The 17,279-nt window shown below is 40.5% G+C and carries 13 protein-coding genes, 1 pseudogene and 1 other annotated feature (1 of these 15 only partly in view); of the genes and pseudogenes, 7 read left to right on the top strand and 7 right to left on the bottom strand.

Annotated features, from left to right (window positions below; translation table 11 throughout):
- Positions 1-25: 25 nt before the first annotated feature.
- The 4 genes from F7731_RS17485 to F7731_RS17470 all read left to right on the top strand — a co-directional run bounded on the left by F7731_RS17485 (position 26) and on the right by F7731_RS17470 (position 5,565).
- Entirely contained in the window at positions 26-505 is a 480-nt protein-coding gene (locus tag F7731_RS17485) for an SRPBCC family protein (protein WP_151536097.1), read from the top strand.
- Between the two features lie 67 nt (positions 506-572).
- The gene (locus F7731_RS17480; protein WP_151536096.1) at positions 573-1,637 is read left to right on the top strand and encodes an endonuclease/exonuclease/phosphatase family protein; all 1,065 of its coding nucleotides are present in this window, start codon (positions 573-575) and stop codon (positions 1,635-1,637) included.
- 434 nt (positions 1,638-2,071) lie between these two features.
- A complete protein-coding gene (locus tag F7731_RS17475) occupies positions 2,072-3,814 on the top strand; it encodes an ABC transporter ATP-binding protein (RefSeq protein WP_151536095.1) in 1,743 nt (580 codons plus the stop codon).
- A complete protein-coding gene (locus F7731_RS17470; RefSeq protein WP_151536094.1) occupies positions 3,811-5,565 on the top strand; it encodes an ABC transporter ATP-binding protein in 1,755 nt (584 codons plus the stop codon). The genes F7731_RS17475 and F7731_RS17470 overlap by 4 nt, the downstream gene beginning before the upstream one ends.
- Positions 5,566-5,634: 69 nt before the next feature.
- Here F7731_RS17470 and guaD read toward each other — a convergent pair whose 3' ends face one another.
- The gene (gene guaD, locus F7731_RS17465; protein WP_151536093.1) at positions 5,635-7,002 is read right to left on the bottom strand and encodes a guanine deaminase; all 1,368 of its coding nucleotides are present in this window, start codon (positions 7,000-7,002) and stop codon (positions 5,635-5,637) included.
- Positions 7,003-7,233: 231 nt separating this feature from the next.
- On the opposite strand from guaD, the gene F7731_RS17460 reads away from it, so the two are divergent.
- Both F7731_RS17460 and F7731_RS17455 read left to right on the top strand, forming a co-directional pair.
- Positions 7,234-8,661, top strand: coding sequence for a LutB/LldF family L-lactate oxidation iron-sulfur protein (locus tag F7731_RS17460; protein ID WP_151536092.1), 1,428 nt, complete (start codon positions 7,234-7,236; stop codon positions 8,659-8,661).
- Positions 8,661-9,380 carry a LutC/YkgG family protein gene (locus F7731_RS17455; RefSeq protein WP_151536091.1) on the top strand — a complete coding sequence of 240 codons (720 nt, stop codon included), beginning with the start codon at positions 8,661-8,663 and terminating at the stop codon, positions 9,378-9,380. Before F7731_RS17460 ends, F7731_RS17455 begins: the two co-directional genes overlap by 1 nt.
- 83 nt (positions 9,381-9,463) lie before the next feature.
- On the opposite strand, the gene F7731_RS17450 is transcribed toward F7731_RS17455, so the two are convergent.
- The 5 genes from F7731_RS17450 to F7731_RS17430 form a co-directional block, all read right to left on the bottom strand.
- Positions 9,464-11,092, bottom strand: a complete 1,629-nt coding sequence (locus F7731_RS17450; RefSeq protein ID WP_151536090.1) for a M20/M25/M40 family metallo-hydrolase — start codon at positions 11,090-11,092, stop codon at positions 9,464-9,466.
- Between the two features lie 56 nt (positions 11,093-11,148).
- Positions 11,149-12,333, bottom strand: coding sequence for an aminotransferase class I/II-fold pyridoxal phosphate-dependent enzyme (locus F7731_RS17445; RefSeq protein ID WP_151536180.1), 1,185 nt, complete (start codon positions 12,331-12,333; stop codon positions 11,149-11,151).
- A gap of 125 nt (positions 12,334-12,458) precedes the next feature.
- Positions 12,459-13,778, bottom strand: coding sequence for an MFS transporter (locus tag F7731_RS17440; RefSeq protein WP_151536089.1), 1,320 nt, complete (start codon positions 13,776-13,778; stop codon positions 12,459-12,461).
- A 76-nt stretch (positions 13,779-13,854) separates the two neighbouring features.
- Positions 13,855-14,538: an RraA family protein gene (locus F7731_RS17435; protein WP_170289739.1), complete on the bottom strand. Its 684-nt coding sequence runs from the start codon at positions 14,536-14,538 to the stop codon at positions 13,855-13,857.
- A 102-nt stretch (positions 14,539-14,640) separates the two neighbouring features.
- Positions 14,641-15,318, bottom strand: a complete 678-nt coding sequence (locus F7731_RS17430) for a GntR family transcriptional regulator (protein WP_151536087.1) — start codon at positions 15,316-15,318, stop codon at positions 14,641-14,643.
- A 161-nt stretch (positions 15,319-15,479) separates the two neighbouring features.
- Here F7731_RS17430 and F7731_RS17425 point away from each other — a divergent pair, with 161 nt between their 5' ends.
- Complete coding sequence (locus F7731_RS17425) at positions 15,480-16,838, top strand: FAD-binding oxidoreductase (protein ID WP_151536086.1); 1,359 nt, start codon at positions 15,480-15,482, stop codon at positions 16,836-16,838.
- Positions 16,839-16,847: 9 nt separating this feature from the next.
- On the opposite strand, the pseudogene F7731_RS17420 reads toward F7731_RS17425, so the two are convergent.
- Positions 16,848-17,105, bottom strand: a pseudogene (locus tag F7731_RS17420) (SAM-dependent chlorinase/fluorinase); the annotation flags it as partial.
- A 115-nt stretch (positions 17,106-17,220) separates the two neighbouring features.
- Positions 17,221-17,279: a binding site (T-box leader), on the bottom strand; it runs 233 nt beyond the window's last position.

The following is a 17,279-nucleotide window of genomic DNA, read 5'->3' as shown; positions in this document are numbered from 1 at the left end:
AGTCAAATTAAAGGGGGAAAGAAAAATGCTAGCAACAATTCAAAAAAGTGAAACGGGTTATATTGCACGATTTGAAAGGAATTTAGAACATCCAGTTAAAGATGTGTGGTCGATGTTAACTAACAATGAAAAACTAGAGCAATGGTTCTCTGAGCTGCATATTGAGGATTTGCGTAAAGGTGGATTCATTAAGTTTGATATGCAGGATGGAACGTTTGAGGAGATGGAAATCACAGAACTTGTTTTGAATTCTGTATTGGAATTTACATGGGCAGAGGACATCGTTCGATTTGAATTATACCCAGAAGGAAATGAGTGTCTTTTAGTTTTAATAGAAAAAATCAATAAGATTACAGATCACACACCAAGGGATTTGGCAGGCTGGCATGTATGTTTAGATGTGATTCATGCATTACTTGACGGCCGCTCGTTCTCGCGAAAAGATGAGTGGAAAAAGTGGTACGAGAAATATGTAGCTGCTGCGGAAGCAGTTACAGCAAAATAATATAATTGTGAACTTGGCAGGCGAAGTCTTTGAAAGGCTTTGCTCTTTTTCAAAGGGGAGAGAAAATTTGCGTACATGGGGAAAAGTTTTATTTAGTATCGTCATCTCTATTGTCGTTTTGTTAAGCGGTTTCCTTTTTTATATAAGCATTGCGGATTATAAACCAGATGACGAGATTGCGTTAAAAACAGAGAGAAACCAGCCGTTAATGTTTAATCCAGCACAAGAATTCTCCATTACGACTTTTAATATTGGCTATGGCGGCCTAGATAAGAATGAGAATTTCTTTATGGATGGCGGCAGCAATTCCCGTGCAAGCAGTAAAGAGAAGGTTGAGGAGAACATGCGGGCAATGGGGGATTTTTTAAAAAAGGAATCATCTGATTTTTACTTTTTACAAGAGGTGGATCGCGACTCAACGAGAAGCTTTCATGTAAATGAGGAAGCGTATGTAATGGAACGGCTTCCGCAATATAGCTCGACATTTGCGCAAAACTACCTCGTAAAATGGGTGCCAGTTCCTATTACAAAGCCGCATGGTGCTGTAAACAGCGGGCTTGTCACTCTAGCAAAATATCATATTGAAGAAAGTACACGATTCGCTTTAAAAGGACAAGAAAGCTGGCCAAGACAATTATTTGAATTAGATCGCTGCATGCTTGAACAGCGAATTCCACTTACGAATGGAAAAGAGCTTTTATTAATTAATGCACATCTATCTGCTTATGATAAAGGCGGGCAGGTTCGTAAACAGCAGCTTGGATTTATCAGTGATTATTTAACAGAGGAATATGAAAAAGGGAATTATATTATTATCGGTGGCGATTGGAATCATTCCATCCCGGGCACAGATCCGAACAGCTTTCCATCTTTCGAGGCTTGGCCTGATTGGCTGCAAATGATCCCAGGAGATTTCCTTCCTGAAGGCTTTCAATGGGTGGCTGACAGAGTAGTTCCGACATCGAGAACAATTGCTGAAAGCTATATTGAAGGTGAGAATTTCCTTTCGATCATCGATGGCTTTTTAATCTCTTCTAATATTAAACTAGTAGATGTCAAAGGCCATTCACTAAACTTTGAACATAGCGATCACAATCCAGTAACGGCTATTTTTAAGTTAATAGTTGAATAGAAAAGCTACATAATAAAATCTTTTGTCTAACTATTGACAATAATATGAAATAGGTGGTAATCTTCAAGAACACTAATTAAATTTTACGAAAAAAGCAGTTTAGCTTATATGGCTGACGAAGCTTTGACAAAAGGAGGAATGGATCATGAGAATCTTTGATATGAACTTTAAATTAATTAATTTCATACATGATCCACGCTCTTTTTCTGTAAAATTATATTCTTAACGAGAAGAAGGGTATGGTAAGACTTCTATACCTTTTTTGAGATGCATGCTCTTTGGGTATGCATCTTTTTTGTTGGAATTTTTTAGTGGATAGAAGAAAGGGAGCGGATGATGATGAGATGTAGACAAAAAAGATTGATTTTCAAAAAGGATTTGCTGGATAGTGGGTAGCAATTTTCACAACATAAGTGGGAAGGAAGGTTTGATATATGTTTGATGTGTTAGGGAAATTAGGGTGGTTTTTCAAACAGAGCTGGAAGCAATATGCACTAGCAGTTGTTTTATTGATGTTTGCCTGTTTGCTAGATGTCGTTCCGCCGTATTTATTAGGCTCGATCATCGATATTTTAGCGGCAGGGGGCATGACGAAAGGGATATTAATTCAATATGTACTCTTTTTCGTTGCGATTATTGTCGGGGGCTACTTTTTAAATTTTGTATGGCAATATCGACTATTTGAAGGTGCGATTAATCTGGAAAGGATCATGCGCCAGAAGTTAATGCTCCAATTTTTAAAAATGACCCCAACCTTTTATGAAAGAAATCGTACGGGTGATTTAATGGCGCGGGCGACGAATGATTTAAATGCTGTTTCATTAACAGCAGGCTTCGGGATTATGACACTTATTGATTCTACGTTATTTTTGGGTACGATTATTTTGGCGATGGGATTTATGATTTCATGGAAATTAACGTTTTTCGCCATGCTTCCGGTTCCTATTATGGCTATGCTCATTCAATATTTTGGCAAGCTTGTACATGAACGATATATGAAGGCACAAGACGCATTTGGAGAGCTGAATGATAGTGTTTTAGAATCGGTTGCCGGTGTGCGTGCCATTCGTGCCTATGTGCAGGAGAAAAAAGATGAAGTGAATTTCGCTGACAAGAGCGAAGAAGTTTACGAGAAAAATATGCATACAGCAAAAATAAATGCTTTGTTCGGACCGATTACAAAGGTTGGAACAGGCATTAGCTATGTGGTGGCGATTGGATATGGCGCCATTTTAATCTCAAATGGCGAAATGTCTGTCGGACAGCTCGTCACCTTCACCGTTTATTTAGGGATAGCCGTTTGGCCAATTTTCGCTATTGGCGAGCTAATCAATGTGATGCAGCAAGGAAATGCTTCGCTAGATCGTGTTCAAGAGACGCTTATTTATGAAGCGGACGTTCAAAACACGAAACATCCTGTTGCCATTGCGGCACCAAGTGCGATTGGCTTTAATAACTTGCTGTTTCAATATCCGACGAGCCAAGTGAAAAATTTGCAGCAAATCTCTCTATCACTCAAAAAAGGGGAGACTCTTGGCGTAGTTGGGAAAACAGGTGCAGGCAAAACGACTTTCCTTAGACAATTATTGCGTGAATATCCACTTGAAGAAGGCCAATTGAACATAAATGGAATAGATATTGCCTCACAGACAAAAGAGCAAGTTCTCGATTGGATCGGCTATGTCCCGCAGGATCACGTATTATTTTCACGGACGATTCGGGAAAATATATTATTCGGGAAAGAGGATGCAACCGATGTGGATATAGAAAAAGCGGTTCACCTCGCCTATTTCAAGAAGGATTTGGAGAACTTACCAATGGGGCTAGAAACGCTTGTTGGGGAAAAAGGGGTTTCTTTATCAGGAGGGCAAAAGCAGCGGGTATCCATTGCGCGTGCGCTTATTAAGGACCCTGAAATATTAATTCTTGACGATTCACTATCAGCTGTCGATGCAAAAACGGAAGCAAATATTATCAAAAACATTCAAAATGAACGGGCTGGGAAGACGACGATTATTACCACTCATCGCTTATCTAGTGTCCAGCACGCCAATGAGATTATCGTGTTAGATGAAGGGAAAATAACGGAGCGGGGAACACATGAAGAGCTTCTAAAGCAGGATGGCTGGTACAAAGAACAGTTTGACCGTCAGCAGCTAGAAGGAGGCGGAGCATGAGTACGAGTAAACGATTAACGAAATATGCTTTGTATTTTAAGCGGCCGATTTATTTAGGGCTATTTTTCTTAACGGCTGCAGTGTTTACAGAGCTTGCTGGGCCATTTATTGCCAAATATATTATTGACGAGTATATGATCATCGGTAAATTTGACATAAAGCCGATTGCGTGGCTTCTTTGTTTATTTCTTATTTTAGCAATGGCTACTGCTGTATTGCGTTACTTTATGTATATATTTTTGCAGATAGGCGCCAACCGGGTTGTGCAGAAATTACGTAAAGATGTATTTGGGCATATTCAAACATTGCCGATTCAATATTTCGATCATCTACCAGCTGGTAAAATTGTGGCACGTGTGACGAATGATACGGAAGCGATTAGAAATTTATATGTGCAAGTCCTTTCAAATTTTGCGACGAGCATTATTTCCGTCGCAGGAGTGTATATAGCGCTATTTATTTTAAATTGGAAAATGGCGATGATTGCATTAATCATGATTCCGATCATCTATTTATGGATGATTTTTTACCGAAAATATGCTGCTCAGTATAATGACGTCATTCGGACAAAAATCGCTGATCTTAATGCGATGATCAATGAATCTATTCAGGGTATGACGATCATTCAAGCCTTTCGCCGTGAAAAACAGATGACGAAGGAATTCGACGATATGAACGAAGAGCATTATACGTATCAGCGAAAATTATTATTTCTAGATTCGGCTACTTCCTTTAACTTAGTCAATACGCTTCGTCTGATTATGTTTATGATTTTTATCGTTTATTTTGGGACACGATCAATTTCAACGACGGAAATCGTTTCTGCAGGTACTTTATATGCGTTCGTTGATTATTTAACGAAATTGTTCAATCCAATAACGAATGTCGTGAATCAGTTTTCCCAGCTCGAGCGTTCACTCATTGCGGGGAACAGGGTGTTTGAAGTGTTGAATACGACTGGTGAAGAGGTATCAGAGGAAACGATGCCAAGATATAAAGGGAATGTCGTATTTGATAGTGTAACATTCGCCTATAAAGACAATGATTATGTTTTGAAAAACATTTCATTTGAGGCGAAGCAAGGCGAAACGATTGCGCTCGTTGGCCATACGGGTTCTGGAAAAAGCTCGATCATGAACTTGCTGTTTCGTTTCTATGATCCTTCAAAAGGGAAAGTTTTCATTGATGGGATGGATGTGGCGGCTTTGCCAAGGCAGACGCTCCGCCAGCATATGGGGATTGTTCTGCAGGATCCATATTTATTTACTGGAACGATTGCCTCGAATGTAAGTTTAAATGATCCGAAAATTACACGGGAAAAAGTGGAGAATGCACTGAAGGCGGTTGGAGCTGAACGGGTTCTCAAGAACTTGGAAAAAGGGATTGATGAGCCTGTTATTGAAAAAGGCAGTACGCTTTCGTCTGGCCAGCGCCAGCTTATTTCCTTCGCCCGGGCACTTGCCTTTGATCCCGCTATTTTAATACTGGATGAGGCAACATCCAATATTGATACAGAGACAGAAGAAATCATTCAGCACGCGATGGAGGTATTGAAGAAAGGGCGTACAACATTTATCATCGCACACCGTCTTTCGACTATAAAAAATGCTGACCGTATTCTTGTTCTAGACCGTGGCGTTATTAAAGAACAAGGAACACACGACGAGCTGTTAGCCCAAGGTGGCATATACGATCAAATGTATCAGATGCAGGCAAAATCCTTACACCCAAAAGTGCAAATGGGTTCGTAGCATTAATAGGGCAGGAAGAGATTACTGAAAGCGAGAATTTTTTCAGTGGTCTCGACCTGCCCTCTGTTGTTAGTTGCGTGAATGCACTTTTTCCCCTTGAACCCACACTTCACGAATGTTTTCAGGCCGGGTTAAGTACATGATTTTTTGAAAAATATCATGCAGATCTTCGTTAGCATCATAAATCGGTAATTTAGCCGACGTTAATGATGTATCAATGATTTGTACATCCCATGTATAATTTTCTGCCAGACGGCCAATTGGCAAGCTTAAGCTTTCGCCGCCTCCAGCAGTTGTGAGATAAAATGCCTCATTAATGGTAATCCGTGAGTTTGGCACACCACGTTCTTCAGCCGGAAGCTTCGGATTCACACCATCCTCTAACATTCTCGATGACATCACAGCTTGTCTCGCATTATCAAAGAGACTTGGTGAGAAGCCGCCGGAAATATCGGAACCTAAGCCGATATCAACACTCTTTGAATGTAAATGAGCGATCGGAATAACACTGTTGGCAAAATAAGCATTTGAGATGGGGCAATGGCCAATAGCTGTGCCAGTTTCCGCGAATAAGTCTGCATCGTCATCATCTAGGAAATTACAATGCGCCATAACAGACTTTTCACGCAGCAAACCAAAATCATTTAAAGCAAACGCATCATTTTTATTAAAACGTTCTTTCACATATCCATGCTCCCAGTCACTTTCGCTGCAATGAGATTGGACATGAGTGTCATATTTCGCTGCCAATTCCCCTAAACCTTTTAGTGCCTCGTCCGTACAGCTAGGGATGAAGCGAGGTGTTACAACTGGATAAACACCCTGTTTCGTTGATTTAGCCAATTCTTTGACGGCCAAAATAAATTCCTCTGTATCTGCTAATGCTGTCTCAGTATCGGCATCACGATAATATTCAGGGTTCTGTTCAGGATCATCCATGACAACCTTCCCAACTAAACCGCGTTGTCCCTTCTTCGCACATATTTCGGCTAATAATAAGCTTGCTTCTTTATGAACGGTAGCAAAATAAAGGGCGGTCGTTGTTCCGTTTGCGAGAAGAGTGCTCACAACTTCTTCGTACACATTTTTCGCAAAATCTAAATCAGCAAATTTCGATTCAAGCGGGAATGTATACGTATTTAACCAATCATAGAGTGGAATGTCTAAGGCATTCCCAGACTGAGCCCACTGTGGCGCGTGAACATGCAAATCGACGAAGCCTGGCAAGAAATACTGACCGTGAGCTAAACAATGGAAGTTTTCCTTATTTTCATAAGCATCAAGCAGAATTTGATAGTCAGCTTCTTCAGGACTAATCGTTTTTTCAATCATCCCATCTGCATTTATACAAAAAAGGTAATCTTTTAATATTTGTACTTCCTTTGGTGACTTGCTCGAAAAAGCAGTCCCTTTAAAAACTTTCGAATATTTTTTCATGAGTAACACCCTACTAGTAGTTTTTTAAAAATGATAACTGATTTTTTAGAGAAAATAAAGAGTAAAGTCCATTCACGAAAAAGGTCCGAAGTTATTTTAAGAAAGTATAATTACATTAGTTTGAATTTTTCTATGACATTGAATAGTGAATATAGTTACAATAGAGATACTAGATCATATTCGTTAATCAAGTTTCAAAGATTGTGTGCCTTTTAAAGGGGGAAGATAAATATGCCAATGAAAATTGGAACGGATGATTTTAATAATCGGGTAGATGCGGGTGTTCATAATGCTTTCATGAGAGGGGCTGTTGTTAGTGCACAGGATAATTTGCGGACAAGGAAGTTGGATGCGGCGGAAGAGCTTGGCAATTGGGAAGAATGGCGTTCTCATGGCGAGGAAATTCGCCAGCATGTACTAGAAAATCTTCATTCTTATTTATATCAATTAAGTGAAAATGTCGCGAATCGAGGCGGGCATGTGTTTTTTGCCAAAACAGCCGACGAAGCGAATGAATACATTCGTGGAGTCATTGAAAAGAAAAACGCCAAAAAGGTAGTCAAATCGAAATCAATGGTGACAGAAGAAATTAATTTAAATGCCTGTTTAGAAGAGGCGGGCTGTGAGGTCATTGAAACGGATTTAGGAGAATACATTCTTCAGCTGGATGACCATGAGCCACCTTCTCATATTGTTGGCCCTGCCATGCATAAAAATAAAGAACAAATTAGGGATGTTTTTGCAAAAAAATTAAACTATCAAAAATCTGAGAAGCCTGAAGAGCTGGCTTGGCATGCTAGAGAAATGCTGCGGCAGGAATATTTAACAGCGGATGTTGGAATCACGGGCTGCAATTTTGCTGTCGCTGAAACGGGTTCAATCTGCTTAGTGACAAATGAAGGCAATGCCGATTTAGTAACGGCATTGCCGAAAACTCAAATAACGGTTATGGGGATGGAAAGGCTTGTTCCAACCTATGAAGAGCTAGATGTCCTAGTAAGCATGTTAACAAGAAGCGCGGTTGGCCAGAAGCTGACAAGCTATGTGACGGTTTTAACGGGGGCGAGAGATGCAGGGGACGCGGATGGACCTGAAGATTTCCATTTAGTAATTGTTGATAATGGCAGGTCAGACATTCTTGGCGGAGAGTTTCAATCGATTCTTCAGTGTATTCGCTGTGCTGCATGTGTGAACGTTTGTCCTGTTTACCGCCATGTCGGGGGCCATTCGTACGGTTCCATCTACTCTGGACCTATTGGAGCGGTGTTATCCCCATTATTAGGTGGCTATGATGACTATAAGGAACTTCCGTATGCATCAACATTATGCGGAGCATGTACGGAAGCTTGTCCTGTGAAAATTCCGTTGCATGAATTACTCCACAAACATCGACAGGTAATTGTTGAAAAGGAAGGAAGGGCGCCGATTTCGGAAAAATTAGCGATGAAAGCATTTGGTCTCGGTGCTGCATCTCCTTCCCTATACAAATTAGGCTCCAAAATGGCGCCGTCTGCGATGAATCCGTTCACGGTGGGAGATAAAATATCGAGTGGTCCTGGTCCGTTAAAGGCTTGGACAGAAATCCGGGATTTCCCTGCACCGAATAAAGAACGCTTTCGGGATTGGTTTAAAGAGCGTTCTAAAGGAGAGGACAAATAATGAGAGGGACGATACAGAATAGAGATGAATTTTTAAGCAAGGTTGCGGGGCAATTAGGGCAACGTTCATTCACTGAAGGCGTAGAACGACCTAAATGGAAATATCAGCCTCAACACGCTGTATTAAAAGATGCGGGCTCGGATGAATTATTAGAGATTTTGAAAATGCAATGCACGAAAATACACACGGATTTCTTTGTTTCGGGCAAAAGCGGCTTAATGGAAACATTGAAAACAGTTGTATCCAATTACGGTGGGGGCCCGATTTTGACTTGGAAAGACTCTCGCTTTGATACCATTGGGCTAACTCCTTTGTTTAAACAAATATGGCCCGAAGAAAATGTTGAAATAAATGAATGGGAATCTTCAAGAGGAGAAGAAAATATTGAGCTAGCCGAAAAAGCCAATGTGGGAATAACGATAAGCGATATTACCCTTGCCGAATCTGGCACAGCCGTCCTTTTTAGTAGCAAAGATAGGGGAAGAACAGTGAGCTTCCTGCCTGCTAAATCCGTTATCCTCATCCCGAAATCGACGATCGTACCGAGAATGACACAGGCAACAAAAATCATGAGGGAAAAAGTAAAAAACGGAGAGCACGTCGCTTCTTGTATTAATTTTATTACCGGACCAAGTAACTCCGCAGATATCGAATCGAGGCTTGTCGTTGGTGTCCACGGACCGACAAAAGCTACTTATATAGTAATAGAGGACCTATAAAAAAGTTCACAAAAAAGCAGGAAGATCTCCAAAGGTCTTCCTGCTTTTAAATTGGTGTTAATTTGTCCGCTCACGGAGGAAAATTAGCTCATTTGTCTTTCTTTGGTGTCTGACACCATGCTGTGGATGAGTGTTTCTAGCATGATTGGGAGCTGGACGAAGGCACTTTCGATATGAAGGCGCTCGGTGCGTTTATGCGCGTCTTTTCCGAATGGGCCTACGTTTAGTACAGGTGCTTGCAGCTGCTGCATTTCAGTAAATGGAATGCTGTATGTGTCTCCCCATACTGGTGTGTTCCGTTCAAATGCGGTCCAGCCATCATTTTCATCCTTATAAGAAACGTAGCTGAGGTCACAAATGCCATTGAAATAATGGATTTGATTGACTTTTAAATTAAATTCCTCTATACCGGTTTTTTTCATTAATTCAATCGCCTCGATAACGAGCGGATCATTAGATGTGTTGACTGCTGGGTAGTAAGGCGGTGCATAAAGCAGAACCATCGTCGGTCCAAGTTCTTGGCACTGAATCATGAGAGAATCAACGATACGGATCGACTTTTCACGGTCATCCCAATTTGGGTTTTCTAATGCTTTCGATTTAATTTTTGCCACGGCTTCAGCACCTAATTTTTCTTTGGCATGCTGGAGCAGTTCTTCGTAGAGTAACACGTTTACTTGACCGACCGGCTTCACACCTTCGCTTTTGCAAATATTTAAATAAGCCGTATTACATGCTTCCGCTGCTTTTTTAGCTACTTCGGTGAAAATATCCATCACTTCCGCTGCGCTTCGTTTAAAAAGAAAGACATTGTAAAGAGCTGCGGCCCGATATGGAGTTTGGGTCGAATACTCCATTTTTAAGTCTTTTTGCTGAAGTGAAACAGGTAATGGTGTGCTTTCACCAAGGTCAGATTCGCGGAATAACGGATTCCATTCCATTTGCTGTGTTAAAAATGATGCCATAAAGTTTGCTGTCATTCCGCTCATCGGTTCGCCGACATGTGTTTCTTTTCCGTAAAATAAGACTGCAGGCATGATTTTTCCAATGGTTCCAGAATAAATATAATAATTCGGATCTCCTGGTTCTTGAGAGAAGGATGGTTCGCTATTCAAGAATAATTTGTATGTTAATTGATGCTCATCCCGTAAACGGACTAGCTCAGGGACCGCCGCACGCATGCCAGCCGAATTCACCTCTTCATCTGGTACAGTTACAAGCAGTAAATTGATTGGCCAATTTTCTATACTCGCTTTTTCAATCAGCGCCATTTGCAGGGCTAGACCCATTTTCATATCCATCGTTCCACGGCCGAATAAGTATTGGCCGGACTCCAAATCAATTCGCGCCTCTTTAGGTAGCTCATGTAATCGAGTCTTTAAGATTTTTGTTAGTTCCTCAGGCTGGAATGCTAACGGCTCAAGATCACCGTATTCTTCTGTATGAACTGTATCAAAATGGCTGATCAGGACAATTGTGTCTTCCACTTCTGGTTTTTTATATAAAGCGGTAACGGCATGGCGTCCCAATCCAGCGTCATGTAGGGCAATGTGGGACGGGTTTTCTTTGAAGTAATCTAGCTCCATTAACTTCGCTTTCACATTATATGCGAATTCGCACTCCCCTTCTGTGAGGGTTCTGCTTTGCCAGCTCACAAGCTCACAAAGTAAAGCGCGTAATGATTCTGGTGTACCCCATTTTACATTACTCATTTTAATAGCTCCTTTTTACGTGAAAAATTTTGGGATCATTCATTTAAATAAGAAACCTAGATACTAACTTTGTGATCAGGCCTCTTTTTTAATGATGCAATAAACTGCTCGAGTCGGTCCATTCCTTTTTCTAACATCGGCATCGCATAAGCATAGGAGATACGGATATAGCCTTCTCCATGTTCAGTAAACGTGCTGCCTGGAACGACTGCTACTCCACCTTCGTGAAGCAGTTTTGTGGCAAATTCATACGACGGCATTCCAAACTTTTTAATCGAAGGGAAGATATAGAAAGCCCCATTTGGTTTTACGACATCAAGTCCCATGGTTGTAAGCCGATCAAAGACGTAGTCCCTGCGCTTTATATATACAATATTCATCTTGGCAGGTACATCCCGGCAAGCAGTCAATGCTTCAATTCCCGCATATTGGCTTGGCAATGATGCACAAATGGAATTATACAAATGGACGTTTAAAACGTGATGCATTAATTTTTCAGGCCCGAAAACAAAACCAATTCGCCATCCTGTCATCGAATGAGATTTCGATAGCCCATGAATTAGAAACAAGCGGTTACGGAGCTGTGGATACGATGCGAACGAGCGATGCTTGCCAACAAACGTATTTTCACTATAAATCTCATCTGACAAAATATAAATTTCTTCGTTTTCTAAAATGCTTACCAAACTGTCCATTAAATCGGATTCTAATGTAATCCCGATCGGATTCGATGGGTAATTCATTAATATGGCCTTCGTTTTCGGCGTAATCATTGCTTTCAAACGTTCCGGTGATGGGAGAAAGCCCGTGTCCGATGTATTGAAGTAAACAACCTTTGCCCCGCATAATTCGATAATGGGCTCATACCCCGAATAAATGGGGGCAGGGATGATGACTTCATCGCCTTCTTCAAGGATCGTTCGGAAAACAGAATCAATACCCTCGCTTGCTCCATTTGTCACGATGATTTCCGTTTCCGGGTCGTAAGAAAATCCGTAAGTATCTTCGAAAAAAGAAGCGGCGGCCTGCCGTAATTCTAGTAATCCAGCATTATGGGAATAGCCTGTTTGGTTGCTTTTGATGGCACGAATACCCGCGTCTTTAATAGCATCAGGAGTTGGAAAATCTGGTTGCCCGATTGTTAGATTGACAGCGTCAGGGAAATGAATGAGTTGATTGGCAAATTGCCTAATTCCAGGAACCTCCAATTCCTTTGCCCTAAGATTAATGGATAATGGCATGCTTTTCACCTTTCTTGATGTAATCATTATTTTTTTCATTTTTAACTCAAATCTTGCACCCAATACACTAAAGTAATAGGTAGCTATACAGTATGTCATCTGGATAATAGAAGCTGTGTGAACTTCTATTTATTTTCTAACTGAACTAACGGTTTATCAGGTTTGATAAAGAACCATAACAAAGCAGCAAATATGACAGGGAAAATGTTAATTAAAAGGGTAACATTCCAACCCATTTCTTGAGCAAACCATCCACAAATAATAGGAGAGGTGATTCCCCCGATACTTCCCCAAGTATTCATCCATCCACTAACAGAACCAGCAAATTCCTGCCCTAAATCGTTTGCGATGGCCCAAGAAGCAACGATAGGGAGTCCTAATGCTCCAAGTGCTACGGTCAACCATAGAACATTCATCCAAGGACTAACAGCGTATGCTGCGAAATACAATCCCGCAATGAAAAAAGCGAATCCTAAAATGGCCATTCCTCCACGGGCTTTCATACGTGAGTTTGTTTTTTGTAGAATTTTATCTGAAACAGCGCCTCCGATTAGAACTGAAAGGCAGATAGCTAACCAAGGGAAACTTGCAGCAAATCCCATTTCTTTTAGGGAGAAATTTCGAGCCTCTATCAAATAGGTAGGTAACCATGTTAAGAAGAAAGTGTTCATGTAAATTACAACAAGGTATTGAACCCCTACTGCCCAGAAACGTATGTTTTTTAGATACAGCTTCCAAGGTGCAGATTTTTTTTCTGAACTACTAATATCTCGGTTTTTGATAATAAGCGATTTTTCACTTTCGGAAATCCATGGGTGATTCTCTGGTTTATCACGCCCTATGAAATACCAAACAAGTGCAATCACTATGCCTAGAATACCAAAAATATAAAATACCCATTGCCAACCAAACCATGCTAGAATTGCTACTGAAATCCCGGGAGCTAAAACGGGTCCAAAGAAAGAACCAGCTAATAATGCGCTAGCCGCGCGTCCCTTTTCATGCCTTTGAAACCAGTAAGAGTTAAATACGGCATTCCCTGGGTACATCGGACCTTCTCCAGCTCCAAAGAAAAATCTAACAACACATAATACAACATAATTGACGGAAGCGGCTGTTACGGCTGTAAATATCGACCACCATGTAATAGCGATGGTCACTATATTCCTCGCACCAAATCTCTCAGCAAGCATTCCGCCTGGAATTTGGGCGAAACAGTATCCAAGGTAAAAGAGTGAACCCAATAATCCAAATTGAACCTTATCCATACCAAAGTGTTCCATCATTGGTATTGCTACAATTGAAATGTTGGCACGGTCCATGTAAGCAATAAATCCGACGATAAAAAAGACAAAAGCAAGTCCCCAGCGCAACCCTATCTTTTTCTCTTTTGTCGGTAATTCTTTAGAGGTATCTAATTGTTTTTCAGCCGATAAATTCCCCATCTTACCCTCTCCCTTTTCGGTAAATTCGTAAAAAACAGTTTAAGGTATTGAAATTTACATATGAAAACCTATTAAATTAGTTGTTTTTATGCTTTTCTAACATCTCGTTCCAAAGTGGGTCGAAGCGACGTAGATAATTCTCTGCACCCAACCGTTCTAAATCTTCACGGCGTTTATCATCAGCTTCTTGTTCCTTTTTACCAATTTCTAGATACGCTAAAGCTTCTTCCTGTGGTACTACCAACAATCCATCGTTACTTCCGACAATAATATCGCCAGGATTAATGATGCATCCCGAGATAGATACTGGTACGTTCACATCGCCATCAAGACTATACACTTTAGTTGTTAAAGGAGAAACTGCATAAGAAAATACATTAAATTGGAGATCCGTAATTACTTTTGTATCTGTAACTGGTCCGTTTATAATAGCGGCGATAGCGCCTTTTTCCATAGCAATTTTTGTCGTAATTTCCCCCCAACATGCGAAACGTTCTTCTTCATTCATATCGATGACAACAACATCACCAGGCTGCACAAGATCGAGCGCTTTATTTACTAATAACCCATCATTAGGGGGGATCCTTACAGTTATCGCTGGGCCGGCAAAAGTGTTTTCGATAGGGAATAGCGGCTTAATTTTTCTTGCACTGATTAATTGGAAATTAATATCGTGTCCATAATCACTCGGAGAAATTGCTCCTAATTCCTTTATTATTTGCGAGTTTGGTCTTTGAATCATTGAATTGATTTTCATCATTATTATCATTCCCCTTTCATTTCAGCTACCCTTTGTATTTGTATACAAATCTGATACGGTGTACTATTGCCACCACCTAAAATATAAAGAGCGAGGATTCTTTTATTCGTTTTCCTCGCTTTCCTCATTGCGGAAAAGGCTTAAGAATCTTTTTTCTACATTTTGAAAATGCTCATACATTTTTTCCTTGGCTAACGCTACATCCTTCAATTCAAGAGCTTCAATGAATTTTACATGTTCTTCGTAGGCTTCGTAAGCACTTACTTTCAGAGTGGTTGATAATAACAGGAATGCGCGATTGACCCCTGTATTCATGTGATGAATCATTTCTTGGTATTTCGTGTTGTTGTTTCTTGAGGCAAGAATAAGGTGGAATTCACGGTCGTATTCGATGAAGTCATGATAATGATTGTTTTCAACCGCTTCTTGTTGGAACTTTAAATTATCCTTTAATTCTTCAATTAAGGTTTCATCTACGATAGGCATGATTTTCTCGATATTAAAAATCTCAAGTACTTTCCGCAGCTCCATGTATTCAAGAGAATCTTCTTTTGTAAATGTAGCAACGGTAGCAGGGCGTCCTTTTTGCAGTACGATTAAGCCTTCCATCGCTAATCGTTTTAGCGCCTCTCGAAGTGGAGTGCGGCTAATGCCTAGATCTGCTGCTAGTTTTTCCTCGGGTAGTTCTTCTTTGGGTGCAAGTTCGGCTGATACGATGGCTTTCTTTAATAAGTTGTATGCTTGATCAGCCAGTGACACATTTTGAATCAGTTTTTTCAAGTTACTCCCCCTTTCTTTTTGTTGTATTCAGTATACTGTATACAGAAATATTAAATTATTGTAATCTATTTGTAAATATAAATATTTTAATAATTTGAAAGAGTTAGCAATTATGATAATCTACTTTTAAATGGAAATTTTAATAATGGAAGGTGTTTTTATTGTTTATTCAACAACTTATCGAGCGTCTTGGAAGTGAAAAGGTAAGCCAAAGTGAAACTGAATTGTATCGTCATAGCCATGATGAATCGTCTCATCAAGCGGTAGAGCCAGATGTCGTCTGTTTTCCCGAAGGCAGGAAAGATGTTGAAATAATCATGGCTGTAGCCCGTGAGTTTAAAGTTCCTGTAACGCCATTTGGGGCTGGATCAGGCTTAGAAGGTCAAGTGATTCCTATAAAAAAGGGGATATCTATTAATTTTGAAAGAATGAATAATGTCGTAAAGTTTTCACCTGAGGATTTAGTGATTACTGTGCAGCCGGGAATAACGCGTTTGCAATTAAATAAAATAGTGAACCGGCATGGCTTGATGTTCCCAATCGATCCAGGAGCAGATGCGACTATTGGAGGTATGGTCGCAACAAATGCGAGCGGCACGACAGCTGTACGATATGGATCGACTCGAGATCAATTGCTTGATTTAGAAGTAGTTTTAGCTGATGGCACAGTGATTCACACTGGTACAAATGCTAAGAAATCGTCTTCAGGCTATCATTTGACAGGACTGTTTGCCGGTTCAGAGGGTACGTTAGGCATCATTACAGAAATAACATTACGGCTACATGGGATTCCTGAACATACAGTGGCGGCTCGATGCACATTTGATACGCCGAAAGCATGCGCGGAGGCAGCTCAGACCATTTTGCTAAGTGGTATTCCTGTGATGCGTATGGAGCTAGTGGATGAGGATAGCATCTCACAAGTGAATCAATACGGAGGCTACGGTTTTCCGGTATGTCATTCCTTGTTTTTTGAATTTGCGGGCACAATGAGAGCAGTAGAGGAAGAGTCAAAACTAGCAGAACAATTAATGCGTGACCTTGGCTGTGAAAATTGGGAAGTAGCAAGCGGATCGAAAGAACGGATGGAGATTTGGAAAGCACGCCATGAAATGGCGTATGCTTACCAGCATGTTAAAGGAATGTCTACTACGGGGGCGGATGTGTGTGTGCCCATTTCTCGTTTGGCGGAACTAGTCGAATTTGCAAGAAAGTTAATTGATGAAAGTGGATTGACTGGCGGCGTATTGGGGCATGTCGGTGATGGGAACTTTCATACCATTATTATTTATGATCCGAATGTGGCAGGTGAAAAGGAAAAGGCAGAGTATACGAATGAAGCACTTGCTTTAAGGGCAATTGAAGTTGGAGGCACATGTACAGGTGAACATGGAGTTGGGCTCGGCAAGATGAAATTTCAAGAAACGGAGCATGGTGCAGCGGTAGCCATTATGAAGCAAATGAAGCGAATGCTCGATCCGGATTGTTTGTTGAATCCGGGGAAAATATTTTTAGATTAATTTTTTAGCCGTTTTCACGACAGTGCTTCTTCGTTCAGACCCAACACCTGGGTCAACGACTGATACAAATACAGATCCTTCGGGCCAATAAGAAATGGTTTGATAAAGGCGATAAGATGCTTCCCATATATTATATTGCGGAATATCGTGAGTTAGGTCATAAACTTTAAGATTAGGATTCACGGAAAGGGCCACTCCATACATTGCACTTACTGCACCATCACTCACACCAAAGTCTGATTGTAAAATTAATAAATTATTACACATAATAAATTCCTCCATTTTTATGATTTTGAAAAATAAATTAAATTAGATGCAGATTCATGCTTTCCAGATCAACCCCCTAAAAACACAAAAAACCGCGTCTGTATCTATAAAAATAGATAAGGACGCGGTTTATATCTCACGTGGTACCACCTTAATTTACTGTATGCTCACGCA

It is taken from the genome of Cytobacillus depressus (assembly GCF_008923245.1).
GTDB lineage: Bacteria > Bacillota > Bacilli > Bacillales > Cytobacillaceae > Cytobacillus > Cytobacillus depressus.
The sequence above is the reverse complement of the archived record's forward strand: the minus strand, read 5'-3'. Positions and strand labels throughout refer to the sequence as shown.

Excerpts from the sequence above, each read along its gene's own strand:
- F7731_RS17450 (WP_151536090.1), bottom strand. The coding sequence starts at position 11,092 with ATGAGTAATGTAAAATGGGGTACACCAGAATCATTACGCGCTTTACTT.
- F7731_RS17460 (WP_151536092.1), top strand. The coding sequence starts at position 7,234 with ATGCCAATGAAAATTGGAACGGATGATTTTAATAATCGGGTAGATGCG.
- F7731_RS17440 (WP_151536089.1), bottom strand. The coding sequence starts at position 13,778 with ATGGGGAATTTATCGGCTGAAAAACAATTAGATACCTCTAAAGAATTA.
- F7731_RS17435 (WP_170289739.1), bottom strand. The coding sequence starts at position 14,538 with ATGATGAAAATCAATTCAATGATTCAAAGACCAAACTCGCAAATAATA.
- F7731_RS17445 (WP_151536180.1), bottom strand. The coding sequence starts at position 12,333 with ATGCCATTATCCATTAATCTTAGGGCAAAGGAATTGGAGGTTCCTGGA.
- F7731_RS17470 (WP_151536094.1), top strand. The coding sequence starts at position 3,811 with ATGAGTACGAGTAAACGATTAACGAAATATGCTTTGTATTTTAAGCGG.
- F7731_RS17475 (WP_151536095.1), top strand. The coding sequence starts at position 2,072 with ATGTTTGATGTGTTAGGGAAATTAGGGTGGTTTTTCAAACAGAGCTGG.
- F7731_RS17485 (WP_151536097.1), top strand. The coding sequence starts at position 26 with ATGCTAGCAACAATTCAAAAAAGTGAAACGGGTTATATTGCACGATTT.
- guaD (WP_151536093.1), bottom strand. The coding sequence starts at position 7,002 with ATGAAAAAATATTCGAAAGTTTTTAAAGGGACTGCTTTTTCGAGCAAG.
- F7731_RS17455 (WP_151536091.1), top strand. The coding sequence starts at position 8,661 with ATGAGAGGGACGATACAGAATAGAGATGAATTTTTAAGCAAGGTTGCG.